This window comes from Clostridium sp. JS66 (assembly GCF_033561535.1).
Taxonomy (GTDB): Bacteria; Bacillota; Clostridia; order Clostridiales; family Clostridiaceae; genus Clostridium_AM; species Clostridium_AM carboxidivorans.
In genome coordinates this window covers 1914517-1933410 of the sequence record NZ_CP131467.1, presented here as the reverse complement: position 1 = coordinate 1933410, position 18894 = coordinate 1914517, and the positions used below count along the sequence as shown (strand labels likewise).

The window sequence follows — 18894 nt, the reverse complement described above, 5'->3', positions numbered from 1 at the left end:
GATGATTGTCTGATCTAATACTCATGATTACTTTATAAAATTCACTATCACTAAATCAAATATTGTCTACATCTGATTTTCTTGAAGTATAAGCTACAAGTGCCTATATACTTGAATAAATATTTCTAATCCATTAATCTAGATATATTTAAGAAATAACAAAGATGAAGTATAATTTACACCTCATCTTTGTCAACTTTATTATTCAATCGTTAAATACCGCTAAAATTACATCTATTAGAAATATTCTATTAAATTAATCTATTTTAAATTTATTAATTCTTTTTATCTTTGTTTATTATTTCTTCATTTTCTTTATTTGAAAAACCACTTTCATTTTTTAATTTTTCACCCTTTTTCTTAAATTCATTTTTACTTCTATGTAAAAAGATTATAGTTATAACACCTGCAACTATAGCTATGGACATAATTAATAGCATCCACCAATGCAAATGTGTCTTAAATTCAATATATCTTACCTGTTCCAAAAAAGTTTTTGTTATTTTAACAGTTTTTGTTTCTTTAACAGTTATAGTATGAATTTCTTTATTATTATCCAATACTGCAACTTGTCCATCTAATTTCGACAATACATTTCTATCATTTAATACAGAATTTAAAAGTTGAAGATTTGCATCATTATCATATAATATAACATATACACGTTTTGAAGTATCCCATGGGGATCTTACAACTTGAAATAATACTTTGTCTCTCAGCACTTCAGGAACTAAATCAATCCCCTTCTTAATATCCAAATTCCCGCTTTCCAAAGGAACTACTGTCAATTCATTTTTTACACTTTCTGGAATTTTGGCATTTCTATAAGACCCTAAAAACACCATATTCATCTTCTTCTGTTCATTAGTTAACTTGCCATCATTTCCTAGTACATCCCAATTAAACACTTCACCGGTGTTTTGACCTATACGTGTTGCTATCATTGATGATGCCTTCAAATCAAGTTCATTTGAAGGCTCTCCCATTCCTATAGCCACTTGTTCTTTAGTACTTGAATATTTTGTGTAAAAAAACGGAAACTTTTGTAAATTAGGTTGTATGCTTGTTTCTCCTTTAAGTAAACATACCTTTGAGTCTGAATTTATAACAGTCCATGCACTATCATAATAATCTTTAGAGCAATCAATTTTACCTAAATAGTTGTAGCATTCTATAGAAACTTTTATCTCTGGTAAACTTAAGGCAGATTCAGGTATATTAATCTTTAAAGTACCATCTTCAGCATTAGCTACTGTTAATTTAGCACTATTTACTGCCATTCCATTTATATACACTGTTATACTTGATCTATCTGAATCGAGTACTTTAGAATGCCTAAATTTCAATTCTATGTAGGAGCCTTTCAAATTTTGTATTCCCTTTGGCTGAACAAAAGATAAATCTACCTTCTGATGAAAAGCGCCTTTTAAATTAATATCTGTATATCCAAAATCAGAAAATTTATAAATACCACCTTCATTGATATCTTGAATGCTTTTATTATCTGATAACTTGGAATTAACCTTTATAGAATTGCTTATAACCTGATTTAGAAGATTATTATTTGATATAAAGTCCACTGCTTTATTTAATCCAATATCATTTTCTCCCGTTACTAAAGTGTTATAAGTAGAGTTATTTTCACTTTTTATAGATAAATATCCTTCATCATTTGACAATTTAATATTTTCTGCATTAAATAAATTATTAATATTAGAAAAAGCCGAATATTTTCCTATGAACACTTTATTTTTTTCTGTTGTTTTATCTCCTTCCTTAAACACATTATAGTCAATGTTATCTTTAGCAGTATACATTTTTCCAATGGAAGAACACATTTTTAATAATCCACATATGGAATTATTATCTACAACTTTTGGCAATATAAAATCAGTAGCTAACATATTATCATTTAAAAAATTATCATAGTATGTAGGATAAAAATTTGATAATATAGCATCTGGATATTTATTTACTGTTACATGCAATTTTGAATCTTTATGAAAAACAACCCAATTGCTAGGATTATCAATATCCTGACAATCTCCTTCTATGGATCTTTGATTACTTTGAAATTTAAGTTCATTGATACCATTTATTTTTAATTTTGAAACTGGTAATTTTACATTCCACCAACCTGATGTTTCCCTTTGAATATCATAAGTCCATTTAGTTTCCACTGGAAAATCGTTAATTAGCATAGTAATATTAGAACGAGTACTAATTAAAGTATTGGAAAATGTAAAATGCAATTCAATGTAAGAATCATCTGTAATATTAAAACCCTTAGGTAAAGTAAACCAATATGAACCTGTATTCTTAGGTAAATTTAATTTTTGATCATCTTTAAATATTTGAATATCATACCCTTTACCTGAATTATTATCTCCTGCCGCAAAAGCAGTAAATGGAACTATAAGCGCAATTATCAAAGATATAATTACTAACTCTACTTTGAATTTTAATTTTCTGTACATTTTTACCTCCCTAAATTTTAAAAATTATGCTATATAGAAACATTGTTTCTTTCAATATCTTTTTCTCTTATTTCCGTTAAGCCATGTTTAGTCTTTTCCCAATAAAATGGCTTAACAATTAATTGTATCAAAGCCTTATAAGCTGCTACACTCATTAAAACCCAGTATATAGGTGACATCAATGCATATTTAACTAATCTATATGAAAATGGTTGTCTATTCTTAAGACAGCAATCTCTTATAACCCAGTACATACCAACTCCATTAGTATATGTAAACATGAAATTTCCAAAAAACAACTGAAAAGCTGCTATGTAATAAAATGCTCCTGGAAACATAATCCTTATCCAACTAGCCTTAGTAGTGTACCATAGTAATAACATTAGCCAGAATATAGGATTAATAAGTGGAAGCAATGGTGTTCCAAGTATCATAGCTTGGTATCCTATAAACCCTTTTATTCCTAGTGACTTGTATAGCTGTATTGGATGTCTCATATGTACCAACCATGTTTGCATGTATCCTTTTATCCATCTTGAACGCTGTCTAATCCAGTTTGGCAAATCCGAATTTGCTTCCTCCCATGTACGAGAATCTACCACTGCCGTATTGTAACCTTTTTTGAACAATCTTACTCCTAAATCAGCATCTTCAGTAACATTAAATGGATCCCATGCACCAACTTCTTTTAAAAATTCAATTTTAAAATGATTTGAAGTTCCCCCAAGTGGTATAGGAGTTTTTATTTGCATTATCCCAACTAAAAGTAGTTCAAACCACATACTATATTCTTGTGTAAATAGTCGTGTTAAAAGATTCTGATTACTATTAAAATAGTTAAGTTTACCTTGAATACAAACATAACTATCTGGCAAATTTTTAAATGATAAATAAACTTTTTTTAATTGGTCTGATTCTGGTCTATCTTCCGCATCATATATAACTACATATTTCCCCTTTGCTCTAATGAGTCCGTAATTACAAGCTTTAGGCTTTGTTTTTGGAATACTATTAGGTACAATAACAGTAGAATAATATTCTGGAAGATTCATTTTTTTTACAGCTTCTATGGTTTCATGATCATCTTCTTCAAGTAATACACAAACATCTAATTTATACTGTGGATAATCAATATTTTGTATATTTTTAATTAAACTTTGAATTACTTCTTTTTCTTTGTAAACAGGTATTAAAATAGTATACACAGGTAATTTCTTTTCATCTATAGCTGCTATTTCTTCTTTACTAAAATGCAATTGTTTATCTTTATAAGAACCTTTTAAAACTATATACAATTTTAAAACTGTCATAAATGCATATATACTTTGAAAAAGCAAATTCAATGAAAGTAATGTGGCCTTATAATTAGCTATCATAAGTAATAATAAAACTATACAAGTTATTATTAGTACTATTAATTGATATTTAGAAAATGTTACAATAGCTGAATTTTCTGGTTGTTCATCATACAATTTAAATACACTTTCTTCATTTTGCTTATGACTATAAACCTCATTCCAAAAGTTATCTATTTCAAACATCGTAGCTAATACTTGCTCAACTGGTTTACCAAGATAAGTTTCAATTTCTTTTAACTGTTCATTATTTAATAACTCTTTTACAGCAATAATGTAAGAATCATTTCTTAAGTTTACTATTATGGCATTATACTTAAGTGCTAAATCATATGGCAACTTTTTAGAAATACTTAAATCAAAGTTTTTACCAACTCTACCAACATTATTTTGTGTAGCAAGATACCTATATAATCTTTCAGGCTTTATAAATCCCAAAAATAACAATATATCGCCTAATCTTCCTCCACTCTTCTTCTGTAAATCAAGTGCTTTTAAAAGTTGTTCTTCTGTTATTTCATTATTTTCTACAAGTATTTTTCCTATTGGAAGCCTATTTTTATAATTTAATTTTAAATAATCATCTAACACTTTTTGGCTTATAAAACCTAATGAAACTAGGATATTTCCTAATCTTCCACCATTCTCTTGCTGATACTTTATAGCTTGTTTTAATTGTTCAGGTGTTATAGCTTTTACATAAACCAGATATTCACCAATCTTAGAAAATTGGCTATTAACAATATACTCCGCTAATTGTTGTTCAGATATGAACCCATTCTTAACTAATACATTTCCTATAAGTTCATTATTCTTTTCTTGTATTTTTAATGCAATTTCTAGCTGCTTTTTAGAAATATACCCCAGCTTTAAGAGTCTATCTCCGATTCTATTTGTATTGCTCTTCATGATAACAAAACACTCACTCTCTATAAACTCTTATAATAATCTTCCACATTTTTAAATCTGTTAATTTCAAAAACATAAAATTTACTCATATAATAATTTGAAAAACTAGAACAAAGAATTCCAATAAAATTTCCTATATATTTATTTAATCCAAACATATTGTAGAAGATTAATAAAATTATAAATTTCATTAAAATTCCTATAAGTGATACCATTACATATTTAATAAACTTCATTCCAAAAAATTTATTTGTTAGCTGCATTTGATTTTTTAACTTATCTCCCCAAGTAATTGAATTGTTCAAAATATAATTTGATACTACAGCTATTACTGCAGATATTACTGCTGCAACTTTTACATATATGGCGGGCAGTATCACTCCTATTAGTGCAAATACACTCATATCAATAAAAACACCTATTAAACCTACTGCACAAAATGAATAAAATCTTTTATCCTCTCTACTTCTGCTTATCAAACTTAATAAATGAACTATATAATCCATCTGAACTTTCAAAGACATTTTTGATTTTCCAGAGTTTCTATTACAAAACTTATATGGAATTTCAACTGGATTGTTATATTCACCTATAACTAATATTTCAAGTAAAATTTTCCATCCAACAGTGCAAAGTTTTTTTTCATTAATTATTTGCTTTTTAAGCATAAAGATTCCACTTGTAGGATCAGAAAAATTTCTTATTTTTTTAAGCAAAATCTTAGCCATATATCTTGCCCCAGCTGAAACTAATTTTCTAAATAAATTTAAGCCTCCATCATCTCCTCCAGGTATAAACCTACTAGGAACTACAACATCTGCACCTCTATGTATAGCATTTATCATATCAGATAGTATTTCTGGTGGATGCTGTAAATCTCCATCCATTACTGCTACAATATCTCCATTAGAAATTTTAAATCCTTCAACTACTGCAGAAGAAAGTCCATTTTTAGTTTCCCTGTGACTAAACTTTACTTTCTTATCTTCAATTGCTATAGATTTTATTACTTCAGTAGTATTGTCTATACTGTCATCTATAAATATAATTTCATATTCTTCATTTAATAAAGTTTTTTCTATTCTTTTAACCAATTCTTTAATATTTTCCATCTCATTGTATACTGGAATAATAACCGATAACATTAATTCACCTTCCAATACATAGTTTTATCTGATGGCTACCTACTGTAACACTCCCACTTCTATCAAAGTAGGAGATAACAGTAGATACGCCCCTAGATAATTCATCTAATATTTAGTGGAAGAACCAAACTCCCATTAAGCAAGATTCATTGATAATTCTAATAGTTAACCTTAAATAGCTTGTACCCATCAAATTCTTTAACTAATGTACACCACTCTGCGCCATATTTATATAAATCAGGATATTGAGTATTAATAGCATCTAATTTACCAATGCCTGATTTATCTGGAACCAATATATATGTAACTCCATATTTCCAAGGATTTTTTACAGCCTCTTTAAAATTTAAACTACTACTTATTACAAGATTATCTACATTTTGAACATTCACCAATATCCCTGAAGTTAAAAATGAATCAGATAATATAATTTCATCACTTAAATCTGAATTTATATAATCAGCAACTTTATGACTCTCATTTGTAATAATTAAATTATGCTCTTCTGGCGAAAGACTAGCATCCAATAAAGCAGTTCCTGTTAAAATTGATGATAGCAATAACGAGACAATTAATACTGAAAATTCAAATTTTTTATGTTTTTTGTTTATCTCTGACAATTCGTATGGTATCCATGCAAAGCATATAGGTAATGAATAAGAAAAAAATCTAAACCATCCATAAGAATTTCCTTTAATAAGCATTGTAAAATGAAAAATTATCATAATCATTACCATAAAAAGTAATATCAGGAAGTCAATTCTTAGCAATCTTTTATTTTTAATTCTTATTATTACAATTCCTATAAACAATGGCATAAATGGCTCACATTTTTTTAAAATATATTTTAAGGCACTTATAGAATTTGTAATAGTTGCAGCATATTGGCTTTGTGCTGAATTAGAGTATGCTGAATTTAAAAAATATAAAGCATTTCCACTTATAATCCAATTGAATAGTATCCACAACATTATTGAATATAGAAAAGGAGTATATAAAATTACTAAACTACTTTCCGCATAAAAATATTTCTCTTTAAAACTATTATTAAAAACAAATTTTTTTTCTTTTTTACTAAAAAAGATGATCAATACAACACCTACTCCAATTGCTAATGCAAAAGGTACTGCTTCATATCTACAAAAAAATGCCATAGCCAATGCAAACGCAATTTTAACAATATAATTTGCAGATCCTTCTTTGATCCATAAAGTTAAACACAAGACACTGTAAATAATCATAAAGAAAAATATAACTTCACTCATTCCATTAGAACCATAAAAAAATATAAAAGGATTAGTTACATATAAAGCTATTAAAATGATGCTGTAAACCTTTGGTACTTTTAGTCTAATAAAGATTTTGTATATATAGCTGCAACTTAATGCAGAAAACAATGCTGTAATAATGTTAGCTGCTATTCCTGAAGAAACCATTGGCCTCCAAAACTTTGCCAAATATACTAATGGTAGTTGTAATACACTTGGGAGTGGATTCCACACAAGCCCAATTGACGCAAATCTTCTTGGTTTGACAAATAAAACATAAAAAGAATTTGCTGTTCTGCTTAAAGCATCATTTAATACTATATCCTTGAAATAACTAAAGTATATGCCTAAAGCTATTTCACAACTGAATATAATAAAAAATATAAGCCTCATATCCTTTTTTTTAGGTTCAGTAAACCTATATGTGATTTTAAAACTATTTTCCATATCATTCATTGTAAAAAACCTCTAAATCATGTGTATTTAAATAGGAACTTACTCAAAAATGGTTTTCAATAACCAAATAATTTTACTAATACTTAGGTACATGCTAATTATTAAATAAATTTATAATTAAATTCTTCCAAATTTAATTATGCTATTCTAAATTACTGCATAAATTTTTAGCTATTTTTATTTCTTGCTCTTTTTCCTTTGAAGAAACAAGAATATAATCTTCTGTTTCAACTACAATTAAGTTGTCCACATTATTAAGCAGTGCTTTCTTCTTTGTTATCACAATATTCTTTTTGGATTTATACACAATACTATTTTCATTTGTTACATTCCCTTCATTATCCTTTTTTCTATATCTTTCTATACTTGTCCAATTTCCTAAATCATCCCATTGGAATTCGCATGGTATAGTATAAATGCTTCTTACATTTTCCATGATCGCATAGTCTATAGATATATTTTCTATTTCCCTATAGTTTTTTTCTAAAACTAGACTCACACCTTGATCCCAATAATTTTCAATCTCAACTAACTTACTCCAAATATCCGTGGCATATTTTTTAGCTAGTTGCAAAATAGTTTCAATTTTCCAAATAAATATTCCACAATTCCATAAATATTCATCACTTTGCAAATACTTTTCAGCTTTACATAAATCAGGTTTTTCAATGAACTTATTAACTAAAAAAACCTTTTTACTGTTAACATTTACATAGTGACTATCACATTTTATATATCCATATCCAATTTCTGGTCTATTAGGTCTAATCCCAATAGTAACAATGGAATCTTTGTTTTTTGCTATAAATTTTTCTCCTACCACCAAAGTATTTATAAACTCTTCATTATTTTCTATGCGATGATCTGAAGGTAACACCACTAATGTAGAATCTTTATAATATTTTCTAATTTTAAGTGCAGAAAGTATTATACAGGGAGCTGTATTTCTACTTAATGGTTCCACTATTATATTTCTTGAAGATAATTCTGGAATCTCCTCTCTTACTAATTTAGTATATTGTTTAGAAGTAACAACAAAAATCCTTTCATTGGGAATTAATTTTTGCAATCTCTCAAATGTAATTCTAAGCATGGTTTTTTCACCTAACAATTTTAAAAACTGCTTAGGTTTTTTTTCTGTAGAGAGCGGCCAAAAACGTTTTCCTTTTCCTCCAGCCATGATAAGTGCACAAATCATAAAAAATGCCTCCTTAAATAAACTTTATTATAAAAAATACTATATATAATAATTAATTTTTGTTATAATATAATTGCAGGTTATTCCAGTAACTTGCATTATACTATTTTTACCATCAAATCAGGTAAATCAGAATACGAATTTTATTTTTAATTGCAAAGAATAGTTGTATCTGCTTTTATCTGTATGGTAATACTTTGTTGAAAGAACATAGACTATCATCTAACAATGATAATTTATGTTCTTTTCTTTAGTTTTTTAATTACTTCAGCATACAAAATCGTGTCAAATTTTAACTCAATTAAATTATCCCTCCTGTAAATAATTTTAGTTACTTTCAAATATTTCATTATTCCTCCTTTATTTTAATATTAGTATTTTTTTAATATATATAGTATATTAAAATACTAGCTTTATTTTACTTGATATTTATTCTCATCTTAACCATAAAAAACCGACCAAATAAATATTCGGCCGGTTGCACTAGTAACTCCCTATATACAAAGTGCCCAAATAAGTATATAGTTCAACATCTCCAAATTTAACAGATTATCGCAATACAAAAGGAACTTATATGCATCAAATATTAATTGATACAAATTTGTCATTTTTATTAATTATATGTTATATATTGTAATTTGTCAACATGCATATCACTTTATTTAAATGGAAATTTTAATGTAATATTAATTTGTACTAAATATTTTCCAAACTTATTCATTATTATTGAACATATTTTAATGCTAATTAAATACTTTTTATATGAAAGTTATAAAACAATTTATTTAATTTCTGAAATATATTTATACCTAAATGTAATTTTGGAATGTTCGCTTTTTTCTGTAAATTCTTTTTACTATTTTGGGCAAACTGATTGATTGTAATAATACTAATGTAACATTTTTATAATATTTTTTTATTGTAATATACCAAGCTATATTTTTACTTATGGACTCTATTATAATCCTTTTAAGAAACAATTCTAAAATATATTTTTTGTAAAATGAGTATATTGTCTAAAAATAATAAAAAACCGGCCAAATCAACATTTGGCCGGTTGCACTAATTGCTTCCTACATACAAAGTGCCCAAATAAGTATGCAGTTCAACGCTTCCAACATAATAAAATTATTTATATATTAAATACCAATTATATACACTTCTTATCTCAAATTTAGTATATGTCGTATTTAGAAAATTGTCAATAAAAATATTATATGGGTTTAATTTGTTGCTTTAAATTATTTAACCAAAATTTATGACTTTTCCGTTAATCTTTTTTGTCAATCATCTCTTTTAAATTGCAGCATAATATGAGATAAATAAAAACAAGATATATGGAATGCATAAATTCGTGTTTAAAAATGAATATTTAGGCGATGGTTTAGATGTATTATTTTGCAATTATGTTTCAAATTTTGCAAATAAGTATTTTAGTATTGCAATAAGATCCTAAACTTTAAAAGTTCAGGACTTACAAACACAACAAAAAAATTATACTGAAGTTAATATCTTCTATCATTGTTTCTTTGCTGTTTTCTTGCTTTTCTACAAGATGGGCATCTTTGTGGTTCATTTTCGAATCCTTTTTCCTTATAAAATTCTTGCTCTCCTTCTGTAAAAACAAATTCTGAATTACAATCTTTACATACTAAAGTCTTATCTGACATACCTATATACCTCCTGAATAACCTGGGTTTTAACTAATTTTTGACTAATTATTATATACTAGCAGAATATTGTCTAAAAATAATTAACCCACATATTATTGTAAATTTATTATCATTGGTAAATACAACATACTCAAAGCATAGAACTTACACTATAAATTTTATAACTAAATCCTATGACAATATAAATTGTATTTACTTTAAAATATATTCTATCCTAAAATTAAATAATTATACTTTTAAAAATTATTATTAAAATTTATTTTGATACATTTTCAATAGGATTTTTTCTACTTTTGCAATAAATAATATAACACCAGTTTTTATTTGTTATTGAAATTCTAAGAATCACTTGATAATTCTCAAGTAATTTTTTCTTTCACCTTTATTATATACTTTTTTGCAATACTCTACAGTTTCCTGAGCTGTTTTGCAAACTACATCAGCTTTTACATATTCACGAGCTTCTTCACTCATAGGCCCTCCTCCAATCAATACCTTTACATATTCTCTAAGGCCCTCCTGTTCAATTCTTTGTATACACTCCTTTACATTGTCAAAACCATTAGTAAGAAGACATGAAATAGCAACTACTTCAGGTCTATATTTTCTAATTGCCTCAATAAATTTTTCCGTAGGCACATCAACACCTAAATCTATAACTTCAAAATCATTACTACTCATAACAATACTTACTATATTTTTACCAATATCATGAATGTCTCCATAAATAGTTCCTATAACAAATATTCCACGTTTTGATGTCCCTGGAAGAATTGTTTCTCCTAATATATCGGAAGCTTCTTTAAATATTTCTCCAGATATAATAAGTTCTGACATAAAGTAAATTCTTTCTTCAAATCTCTTTCCAACTATACTAATGCCTTTCTGTAAATATCCGATAATATCCATGGGAGACACATGATTTTTTATAAGAGCTTTTACTTGTGCAATTACTTTATCTTCATTAAGCTCTGCCATTGCTTCTATAAGTTCTTTGCTCATAAAATATCCTCTCCAATTCGTATAATATATTAATAAATCTTTCATTGATATTAAAAGATCACTCATTAAATCTGAGATAACCCTTTTTCTTATAACCTTGTGCTTATATATAAATTACCATAAATATGTCACCAAAACATCTTACATAATGCTCAAATTAAGTACATAAAAGTAAACATCATGCATATATTATTAATCTAATTTTTCTGATAATCTATTAACATATACTTATTATAAACACTATTAATTTTTAAAATCAATCTTGTATACTTACCTTAAAAAATGAATATTTAATGTATAAAGTTTATGTTAAGAATTGCAATTTTAAATTAACTATTTAAATTTTATTAATAATGGATTATTATTTTTATAAGAGGTGTTTTTTTATGGAAATAAATTTAAGTACTTTTTTAAGTAAGCTCAGAAACTATAATCCTGAATTACACATTTCACCAAACTATAATACATCAATTAAATCAATTAAATTACTACAAAAAAATCAATGCTCATTCCATAATAATTGCTTATATGTTGGTACAGTATCAAATTTGCCAAAAGTATTTCCTCAAAATACTGTCATTAATTTAGTTTGTATTTTAAATAAAACTTTACCTAATAAACATATAAAAAACCCTATGTTAAACTTAATATTATTAAATAATGATATAGACTTAGCTACAGTTTTTAATGACCTTCAATCAGTTGTAGAATCCGAACAAACTCTTGCTTTAAATTCAGCAACATTACTGGATTCTCTAACCAGTGGAAAAGGCATCAAACATATAATAAATGTTGCTTCTGAACTCTTAGGAAATCCAATATGTGTTATAGATTTAAGCTTTAAAATTATTGCTCATTCTAAAGACATCAATCCAAGTGATCCTATATGGGTTGAACTATTTACTAAGGGATATTGTTCCTACAATTTTGTCTCTGTATCAAACGTGAAGAAATTTATCGAAGTGGTTCACAAAAGTACCTCCCCTGTTTTTATGAGTGAGGATAAATTTAGAATTCCTAGAATAATATCAAATATTAAAATTGATAATAAAGTGGTAGGCTATTTAGCTGCATTAGAGTGCAACAAACCTTTCAGCGAAAATGATATGGAATTGGTTTTCACCCTATGCAAAGTAATTTCCTCTGAAATGCAAAAAAGCAGGTTTATTGAAAATACCAAAGGATCAAGGTATGAACATTTTATTATACATTTACTTAGTGGCGAAAAAATTGACAAAATAACCATTGATGAAAGATTAGAATTTTTAGACTTACACTTTAAGCACAATCTTTATGTAATGGTACTAAATGTTCCTCAAAATAACTTTGTAAATATTCCATTAAATCAAATAAGAGATAGAATTGACTATATGATTGTAGACAGTAAATCCATCATATATAATGATGCCATTGTTGTAATCATAAACTGCAATAATAAAATATCCCCTATAGATAAAACCTTTTCAAAACTACTTGAATTTATGCAAAAAAATAAAATTTTTGCTGGTTTAAGCCGATGCTTTCATAATTTAACTGATATGAAAAGCTATTATGAACAAGCCTTAAAAGCTATTGAGCTTGGTATAAGTTTAAAAACAAATGAGTTCTTTTTTTCATATGAGGATTTTACAATATATCATCTTTTACAACTGTGTTCATCACAAAGTAATTTAAAAAATTTTTGTCTGAGTTCAATATTTTCTTTAATAAAATATGATCATACAAACAATACAGATTACATGAAAAGTCTTTATACTTATTTGCTAAATGGAAAGAATCAATTAGAAACAGCTGATAAGTTAAAAGTTTGTCGAAGTACTTTAGCTCATCGTATTGAAAAAATCCAACAAATTATGGATATCAATTTAAATGACTCTATTACAAGTTTTAAACTCATTTTAACCTTTATTATACTAGATTATATTGATAAAACTAAATCATATAACGAATTAAACATTGATGATAAATCCTCTCAAAACAATTGCATATTATAAAATACATACTTTGGAGGTAATATAATGAATACTTATAAGGTTGTTTTTAAACCTTTTAATGATGAAATTCTTATGCCTGAAGGATCTACAATTAAGGAAGCTATTATTAAATCAGGCGTTGATTTTGATTTTCCTTGTGGTGGTATAGGCAATTGTGGTAAATGTCGTATTAAAGTTCTAGAAAAAGCCTTACCACCTACTCTTAAGGAGCAAAACTATTTAACTGAAAAAGAACTTTTACAAGGTATCCATCTTGCTTGTGAAATAAAAATTCAGGATAATTTAATTGTAGAATTACACAAAAATAATGATAATCTACATAATATATTACAATGGTCTGTTGAAAGAACTTCTAATGTTAATCCACTCATTGACAAGACTTATGTTGAAGTGGACTTGCCTTCTCTTGAAGAACAAAAATCTGATCTAAAACGCTTAAAAGAAAAGCTGTCACTAAAAAACAGCAACTATCAAAATATAAAAATTAAATTTTCCGCTTTGAAAGATTTACCAGATATAATTCGTGAAGCTCAGCATAAAATCACTGTAATTAATGATGATAGTGAAATACTTGGAATAGAAAAAGGAAATACCTCTTCAAAAATATTAGGTATGGCTTTTGATATTGGAACTACAACTATTGTAGGATATCTAATGGATTTAAATACTGGAAAAGAATTATCCATTTCTTCTACTCTAAATCCACAAGTTAAATTTGGTGCAGACGTAATTTCCCGTACAACCTATGCTAATCAAAATGCAGATGGTATAAAAATGATGCAATGTACCCTTTTAAAGGCAATTGATAAATTAATTGAAGATGCTTTAGATAGAGTATCTATGAAAAGAGAAGATGTATACAGCATCACCATAGTAGGAAATACCTGCATGCATCACATATTTTTAGGTTTAACACCTAGATATATTCCAGCTATACCTTATGTTCCTGTAATAAGTGAACCGATAAATGTAAATGCATCAGATCTTAATCTCCATATCAACCCTTGTGGTAAAATTTTTGTACTTCCTACCATTGCAGGCTTTGTAGGTGCAGATACCGTAGCTGTAATTCTTGCCACAGAAATGGATAAAAACGAAGATATAAAATTGGCTATTGACATTGGTACTAATGGAGAAATTGTATTAGGAGATTCAAAAAAACTTGTATCTTGTTCTGCTGCTGCAGGTCCTGCCTTTGAAGGAGCTCAAATTAGCAGTGGAATGAGAGGTGCTATAGGTGCTATAGACCATGTGAATTTTGGAAAGACAATGACTTACACAGTTATTGGAGATGGCAAACCCGAAGGCATTTGTGGTTCTGGACTTTTGGATATAATTGCAGGTTTTGTAGAATTGGGTATCATTAATAAGAGGGGAAAGATTTTATCTCCAAGTGAATTTACGAATTCTTCTGCAAAAGCATTTGAAAAACGCATTATTACTTATGACGATGCAAATGCCTTTCTAGTTGTACCTGAGAGTGAAACAGCACATGGACGTCCTATTATGGTCACACAAAATGATATAACAGCACTTCAATTGGCAAAAGGCGCTATTTCAGCTGGTATTAACATACTTATTGATAAACTAGGTATAACAACCTGTGACATAAAAGAGGTTCTTTTAGCAGGTGCCTTTGGAAACTATATGAATCCTCATAGTGCTTGTGCTATAGGTTTAATTCCTAAAGATCTTGAAAATAAGGTTAAAATGGTGGGAAATGCTGCTGGTACCGGTTCAAAACTAGCTCTACTATCAAGAACAGAATATGAACGTTCTAGTAGCATTGCATCTACAGTAAAATATATTGAATTAGGTGCTCAAAAGAACTTTAATAGAGCATTTGCTAAAGGAATGCAATTTTAATATAATATTAAATATATTACTAAAAACACATATACAATTTTTTACCATTTGGCCCTGTAAAAAATAACGTTGATATTTTAGGAACAACTACAGGAGCTTCATAATATCTACATATTAATTTTATAAAATATATACACATACAACTTGTAGCACTAATTTTACCATAAAAGTTAAATTAGCCTTTGATTTTTAATAAATCAAATAGTAAAATTTATTTATTATATTGCATATATACATCATAACAGTATTTTTCATTATTTATAACGCTATCAGTGATAGTTATTAATTTATTATAAAGTTAATTTGGAGATGGTATATTATGATAAAAATTGATGACAAAGCTTTTGATTTCGTCCATGGCAAAAATCTATGCTTTGTAGTAAGTGTAAAAAAAACACCTCTAGAATGTGATTGTTGTAATTGCAGTGCTGACTTTAAATCTCTTAAGGTAAAAGTCCTATTTGAAACTGAAGTTTTGGACAAAGAATTATATAATGTTTACGAATATGAAGGTATAAAAGTATTTATTTCAAAAAATTTAAAGGCTGATGGTGATATAAATATTTATCAAAAGAAAAAAATACCTTTTATGGAACCTACATTTGGAGTTAAAGGTATTATAGCTTAGCAATATTTTCATATGAGTCAACTACAAGATGCTTTAAATATATAATAATTTATCTTAAAACTTGTTAAAGATTTAATCTCTTCTCTTTATTGTGAGGAGATTTTTTTATTGTATAAAAATTTACCAGTAATTAAATATATATTAAACAGCAACACTAAATAGTACTTGAAACTTTTATATTAAATAGCGAGGTTATTATGGACAATAATGTAACAAAACATATTAATCATAGTAAACAAACTTACAATATTCCAATAAGACTATATACCAAATATACATTAATTTTTAAAATAATTATTGTATTTTTTAGTTTATGTGCATTAGTTTTAAGTTACTTATTAATTACTAATAAAATAAAAAATAATGACAGAGAATCTATGATTAATTCTATTATGATTATTGTTCTTTTTCTACTTTTAGGTATAGATTTAATTCATGGAGAAATATTACATAGGCAGTACATTGAACTTAATAATCAAGGAATAAAAATGAAAAACTTATTATTCTCAAATTTTATAAAATGGAGTGATGTACTTTCTATAGGCATAGTTAAGCATTTCAGAACAACTGAATATATTGCAATTAAAAGGATAGAACACGAAGGAATTCTTAAAAAAATAAAAGAAATTTTCTCCTATGGTGAATACATGTCTATAAGATTGGAAAAGTACTCAGAAATAGAAACGTATATGTTTACAAATACTGTTGAAAAAAAGACTAAGGCTAATTATATTCAATTAAATAAATATTAAAGGTTCTATCTTTGTTTATACCTTTACTAAATAACATTGCGGCAAAATAAATTTAAAATATATCTTGAACATATACACTAGCTTTTATCTTAAAATTCATTAAAGAATTAATCTCCTCATTTCATTATGAAGAGATTTTTTTAGTACATAAATACTTTTATGTAGAATTTACTAGTAATTAAATACTTATTAAACAGTAACAATAAGTAATAATTAGGACTTAAATTAAAATCTTTTGTCTACATTAAATGCTTTATCAAATTACTAAAACTTTCTTTATATAAGTTAAGGAGATGTGTATTTTGAAAAGAAAAAGAATAATTTCATTTTTTGTTGCAGTATTTTTATTATGTACCTTTGTAATAACTAATAAATTGGGATTTGAAATATGGAAAGCCAAGGCAGCACCTTTAAATGCTGATAACAAGATAATTTATTTAACCTTTGATGATGGACCTAGCTCCATTGTAACCAATGATATTTTGAATATCTTAAAACAAAATAATGTAAAAGCAACCTTCTTTGTAGTAGGAAGTATGATTCAAGGAAGAGAGCCAATTTTAAAGAGAATATATAATGAAGGGCACAGTATAGGGTTGCATACTTATAGTCATAAATATAACCAAATATATTCCAGTGAAGATGAATTTATTAAGGAAATGGAAAAAACCTCAAAGGAAATAAAAAAAGTAATTGGAATTCAACCAAATATAATAAGATTTCCATATGGTAGTAACCCCCACTTAAACAATAACTTCTTAAAAAAATTACATGCTCATAATTTTAAGATTTATGATTGGAATGCTTCAATTTCTGATGGTGTAAGACCTAATACCTCTCCAGAACTATTAACTAGAGAAGCAATTGCCAGAGGTAATGGAATATCTTATATGGTTTTTTTAATGCATTGTACTAATACAAATGTAAATACTTATAAAGCTTTGCCTCAAATTATTCAACATTATAAAAAACTAGGATATGAATTTAGAGCAATCACAAACGATACTCCAGAATTTTACTGGCACCCTTCTAATTAAATATTTTTCACAACATTATATTGGAGGATAGAAAGTTGAAAAATAAACTATTTATATACTTTATGACCATAGCATTTATTAGTTTAATATTTAGTCAAAACGTAAAAGGTATAGCTGCAGAAAACACACTGAAACCAATTAAGAACTTAACAACATGTGAAAATTATGTAAATGAGAAAAATAAAGTAATATATTTAACCTTTGATGATGGTCCAAGTGATAATGTTACAAATAAAGTTTTAGATATTTTAAAAGAAAATAATATAAAAGCCACCTTTTTTCTTATAGGTAATCAAATTGATGGTTTGGAAAATGTTGTAAAAAGGATTCATAAAGAAGGACACAGCATTGGACTTCATACTTATTCACATAAAATCAAAAAAGTCTATTCCAGCAGAACTTCCTTTATAAACGAAATGCTGCAATGTCGTGAAAAAGTAAATGAAGTAGCTGGTGTTTCTCCTAATATAATTAGGTTTCCTGGCGGAAGTTATAAACGCCTTTCAGAAACCTTTCTTACCAAACTTCATAGCTACAATTTTAAAGTCTATGATTGGAATATGGTAACTTCAGATGGTTTAAAACCAAAGGTTTCTCCAGACAGACTATATAGAGAAGCAACAAAAGACAGTAAAGAATTATCTACCATAGTTTTACTTTTGCACTGTGATTATATGCACAAAAACACCTGCACAGCACTGCCTAGAATAATTAAATATTATAAAGATGAAGGATATGATTTTAAAACAATTACACAAGATACTCCTGAACTTTATTTTTCTATAACCAAAAAATCTTTTAGTTTATTTGATTTCTTGTTTCCATCTACGGATTGCAATGAATAGATAAATGAAATGCGCAAGGTAAGCATTATGCAACATAATGGTACAGTGGAAGTTTGGATTTTGACTTTCATTCCGTGATATATGATAAGGGTGTCATCACGGCTAAAGATTAAGGCGGAGCCTGCTGTTAGGCTAATATATTTAGTTTAAAAAGCAGCTTGCTTTCTATTCTGTTGAAATGTCTTAAAAGAGACTTATTATTTATGTGATTGAAAAATATAAGGCTAAAGCATACAAATATTTCAAATACATTTAATAATCAATTAACTTACTATTTTTTCAGGCTGCG

13 protein-coding genes and 2 riboswitches are annotated in these 18894 nt (G+C 27.1%); of the genes, 6 read left to right on the top strand and 7 right to left on the bottom strand.

Going from position 1 to position 18894, the window contains the following annotated elements:
- Positions 1–275: 275 nt before the first annotated feature.
- The 7 genes from Q6H37_RS09070 to Q6H37_RS09040 form a co-directional block, all read right to left on the bottom strand.
- Positions 276–2477: a cellulose biosynthesis cyclic di-GMP-binding regulatory protein BcsB gene (locus Q6H37_RS09070; protein WP_318741149.1), complete on the bottom strand. Its 2202-nt coding sequence runs from the start codon at positions 2475–2477 to the stop codon at positions 276–278.
- Between the two features lie 29 nt (positions 2478–2506).
- A complete protein-coding gene (locus tag Q6H37_RS09065; RefSeq protein ID WP_318741146.1) occupies positions 2507–4741 on the bottom strand; it encodes a glycosyltransferase family 2 protein in 2235 nt (744 codons plus the stop codon).
- Between the two features lie 20 nt (positions 4742–4761).
- Entirely contained in the window at positions 4762–5886 is a 1125-nt protein-coding gene (locus tag Q6H37_RS09060; RefSeq protein ID WP_318741144.1) for a glycosyltransferase family 2 protein, read from the bottom strand.
- Positions 5887–6044: 158 nt separating this feature from the next.
- Positions 6045–7610 (bottom strand): glycosyltransferase family 39 protein, encoded by a 1566-nt coding sequence (locus tag Q6H37_RS09055; RefSeq protein WP_318741142.1) that lies wholly within the window; start codon positions 7608–7610, stop codon positions 6045–6047.
- A 142-nt stretch (positions 7611–7752) separates the two neighbouring features.
- Positions 7753–8808 carry a mannose-1-phosphate guanylyltransferase gene (locus tag Q6H37_RS09050; RefSeq protein WP_318741139.1) on the bottom strand — a complete coding sequence of 352 codons (1056 nt, stop codon included), beginning with the start codon at positions 8806–8808 and terminating at the stop codon, positions 7753–7755.
- Positions 8809–9271: 463 nt separating this feature from the next.
- Positions 9272–9354: riboswitch (cyclic di-GMP riboswitch) on the bottom strand.
- Positions 9355–9851: 497 nt separating this feature from the next.
- A riboswitch (cyclic di-GMP riboswitch) is annotated at positions 9852–9933 on the bottom strand.
- Between the two features lie 380 nt (positions 9934–10313).
- A complete protein-coding gene (locus Q6H37_RS09045; RefSeq protein ID WP_318741137.1) occupies positions 10314–10478 on the bottom strand; it encodes a zinc-ribbon domain-containing protein in 165 nt (54 codons plus the stop codon).
- A 348-nt stretch (positions 10479–10826) separates the two neighbouring features.
- Positions 10827–11483, bottom strand: coding sequence for a B12-binding domain-containing protein (locus tag Q6H37_RS09040; protein WP_318741134.1), 657 nt, complete (start codon positions 11481–11483; stop codon positions 10827–10829).
- A 386-nt stretch (positions 11484–11869) separates the two neighbouring features.
- On the opposite strand from Q6H37_RS09040, the gene Q6H37_RS09035 reads away from it, so the two are divergent.
- From Q6H37_RS09035 to Q6H37_RS09010, 6 genes are all read left to right on the top strand, one after another.
- Positions 11870–13477 carry a PucR family transcriptional regulator gene (locus Q6H37_RS09035; protein WP_318741132.1) on the top strand — a complete coding sequence of 536 codons (1608 nt, stop codon included), beginning with the start codon at positions 11870–11872 and terminating at the stop codon, positions 13475–13477.
- A gap of 24 nt (positions 13478–13501) precedes the next feature.
- A complete protein-coding gene (locus Q6H37_RS09030; protein WP_318741129.1) occupies positions 13502–15343 on the top strand; it encodes an ASKHA domain-containing protein in 1842 nt (613 codons plus the stop codon).
- A gap of 319 nt (positions 15344–15662) precedes the next feature.
- Complete coding sequence (locus Q6H37_RS09025; RefSeq protein ID WP_318741126.1) at positions 15663–15971, top strand: hypothetical protein; 309 nt, start codon at positions 15663–15665, stop codon at positions 15969–15971.
- A gap of 197 nt (positions 15972–16168) precedes the next feature.
- Positions 16169–16723 carry a hypothetical protein gene (locus Q6H37_RS09020; RefSeq protein WP_318741124.1) on the top strand — a complete coding sequence of 185 codons (555 nt, stop codon included), beginning with the start codon at positions 16169–16171 and terminating at the stop codon, positions 16721–16723.
- A 302-nt stretch (positions 16724–17025) separates the two neighbouring features.
- The gene (locus Q6H37_RS09015; RefSeq protein ID WP_318741121.1) at positions 17026–17760 is read left to right on the top strand and encodes a polysaccharide deacetylase family protein; all 735 of its coding nucleotides are present in this window, start codon (positions 17026–17028) and stop codon (positions 17758–17760) included.
- A 35-nt stretch (positions 17761–17795) separates the two neighbouring features.
- Positions 17796–18605 (top strand): polysaccharide deacetylase family protein, encoded by an 810-nt coding sequence (locus tag Q6H37_RS09010; RefSeq protein WP_318741119.1) that lies wholly within the window; start codon positions 17796–17798, stop codon positions 18603–18605.
- Positions 18606–18894: the final 289 nt, after the last annotated feature.

Coding starts and splice junctions, on each gene's coding strand:
- Q6H37_RS09070 (WP_318741149.1), bottom strand. CDS start 2,477: ATGTACAGAAAATTAAAATTCAAAGTAGAGTTAGTAATTATATCTTTG.
- Q6H37_RS09065 (WP_318741146.1), bottom strand. CDS start 4,741: ATGAAGAGCAATACAAATAGAATCGGAGATAGACTCTTAAAGCTGGGG.
- Q6H37_RS09060 (WP_318741144.1), bottom strand. CDS start 5,886: ATGTTATCGGTTATTATTCCAGTATACAATGAGATGGAAAATATTAAA.
- Q6H37_RS09055 (WP_318741142.1), bottom strand. CDS start 7,610: ATGAATGATATGGAAAATAGTTTTAAAATCACATATAGGTTTACTGAA.
- Q6H37_RS09050 (WP_318741139.1), bottom strand. CDS start 8,808: ATGATTTGTGCACTTATCATGGCTGGAGGAAAAGGAAAACGTTTTTGG.
- Q6H37_RS09045 (WP_318741137.1), bottom strand. CDS start 10,478: ATGTCAGATAAGACTTTAGTATGTAAAGATTGTAATTCAGAATTTGTT.
- Q6H37_RS09040 (WP_318741134.1), bottom strand. CDS start 11,483: ATGAGCAAAGAACTTATAGAAGCAATGGCAGAGCTTAATGAAGATAAA.
- Q6H37_RS09035 (WP_318741132.1), top strand. CDS start 11,870: ATGGAAATAAATTTAAGTACTTTTTTAAGTAAGCTCAGAAACTATAAT.
- Q6H37_RS09030 (WP_318741129.1), top strand. CDS start 13,502: ATGAATACTTATAAGGTTGTTTTTAAACCTTTTAATGATGAAATTCTT.
- Q6H37_RS09025 (WP_318741126.1), top strand. CDS start 15,663: ATGATAAAAATTGATGACAAAGCTTTTGATTTCGTCCATGGCAAAAAT.
- Q6H37_RS09020 (WP_318741124.1), top strand. CDS start 16,169: ATGGACAATAATGTAACAAAACATATTAATCATAGTAAACAAACTTAC.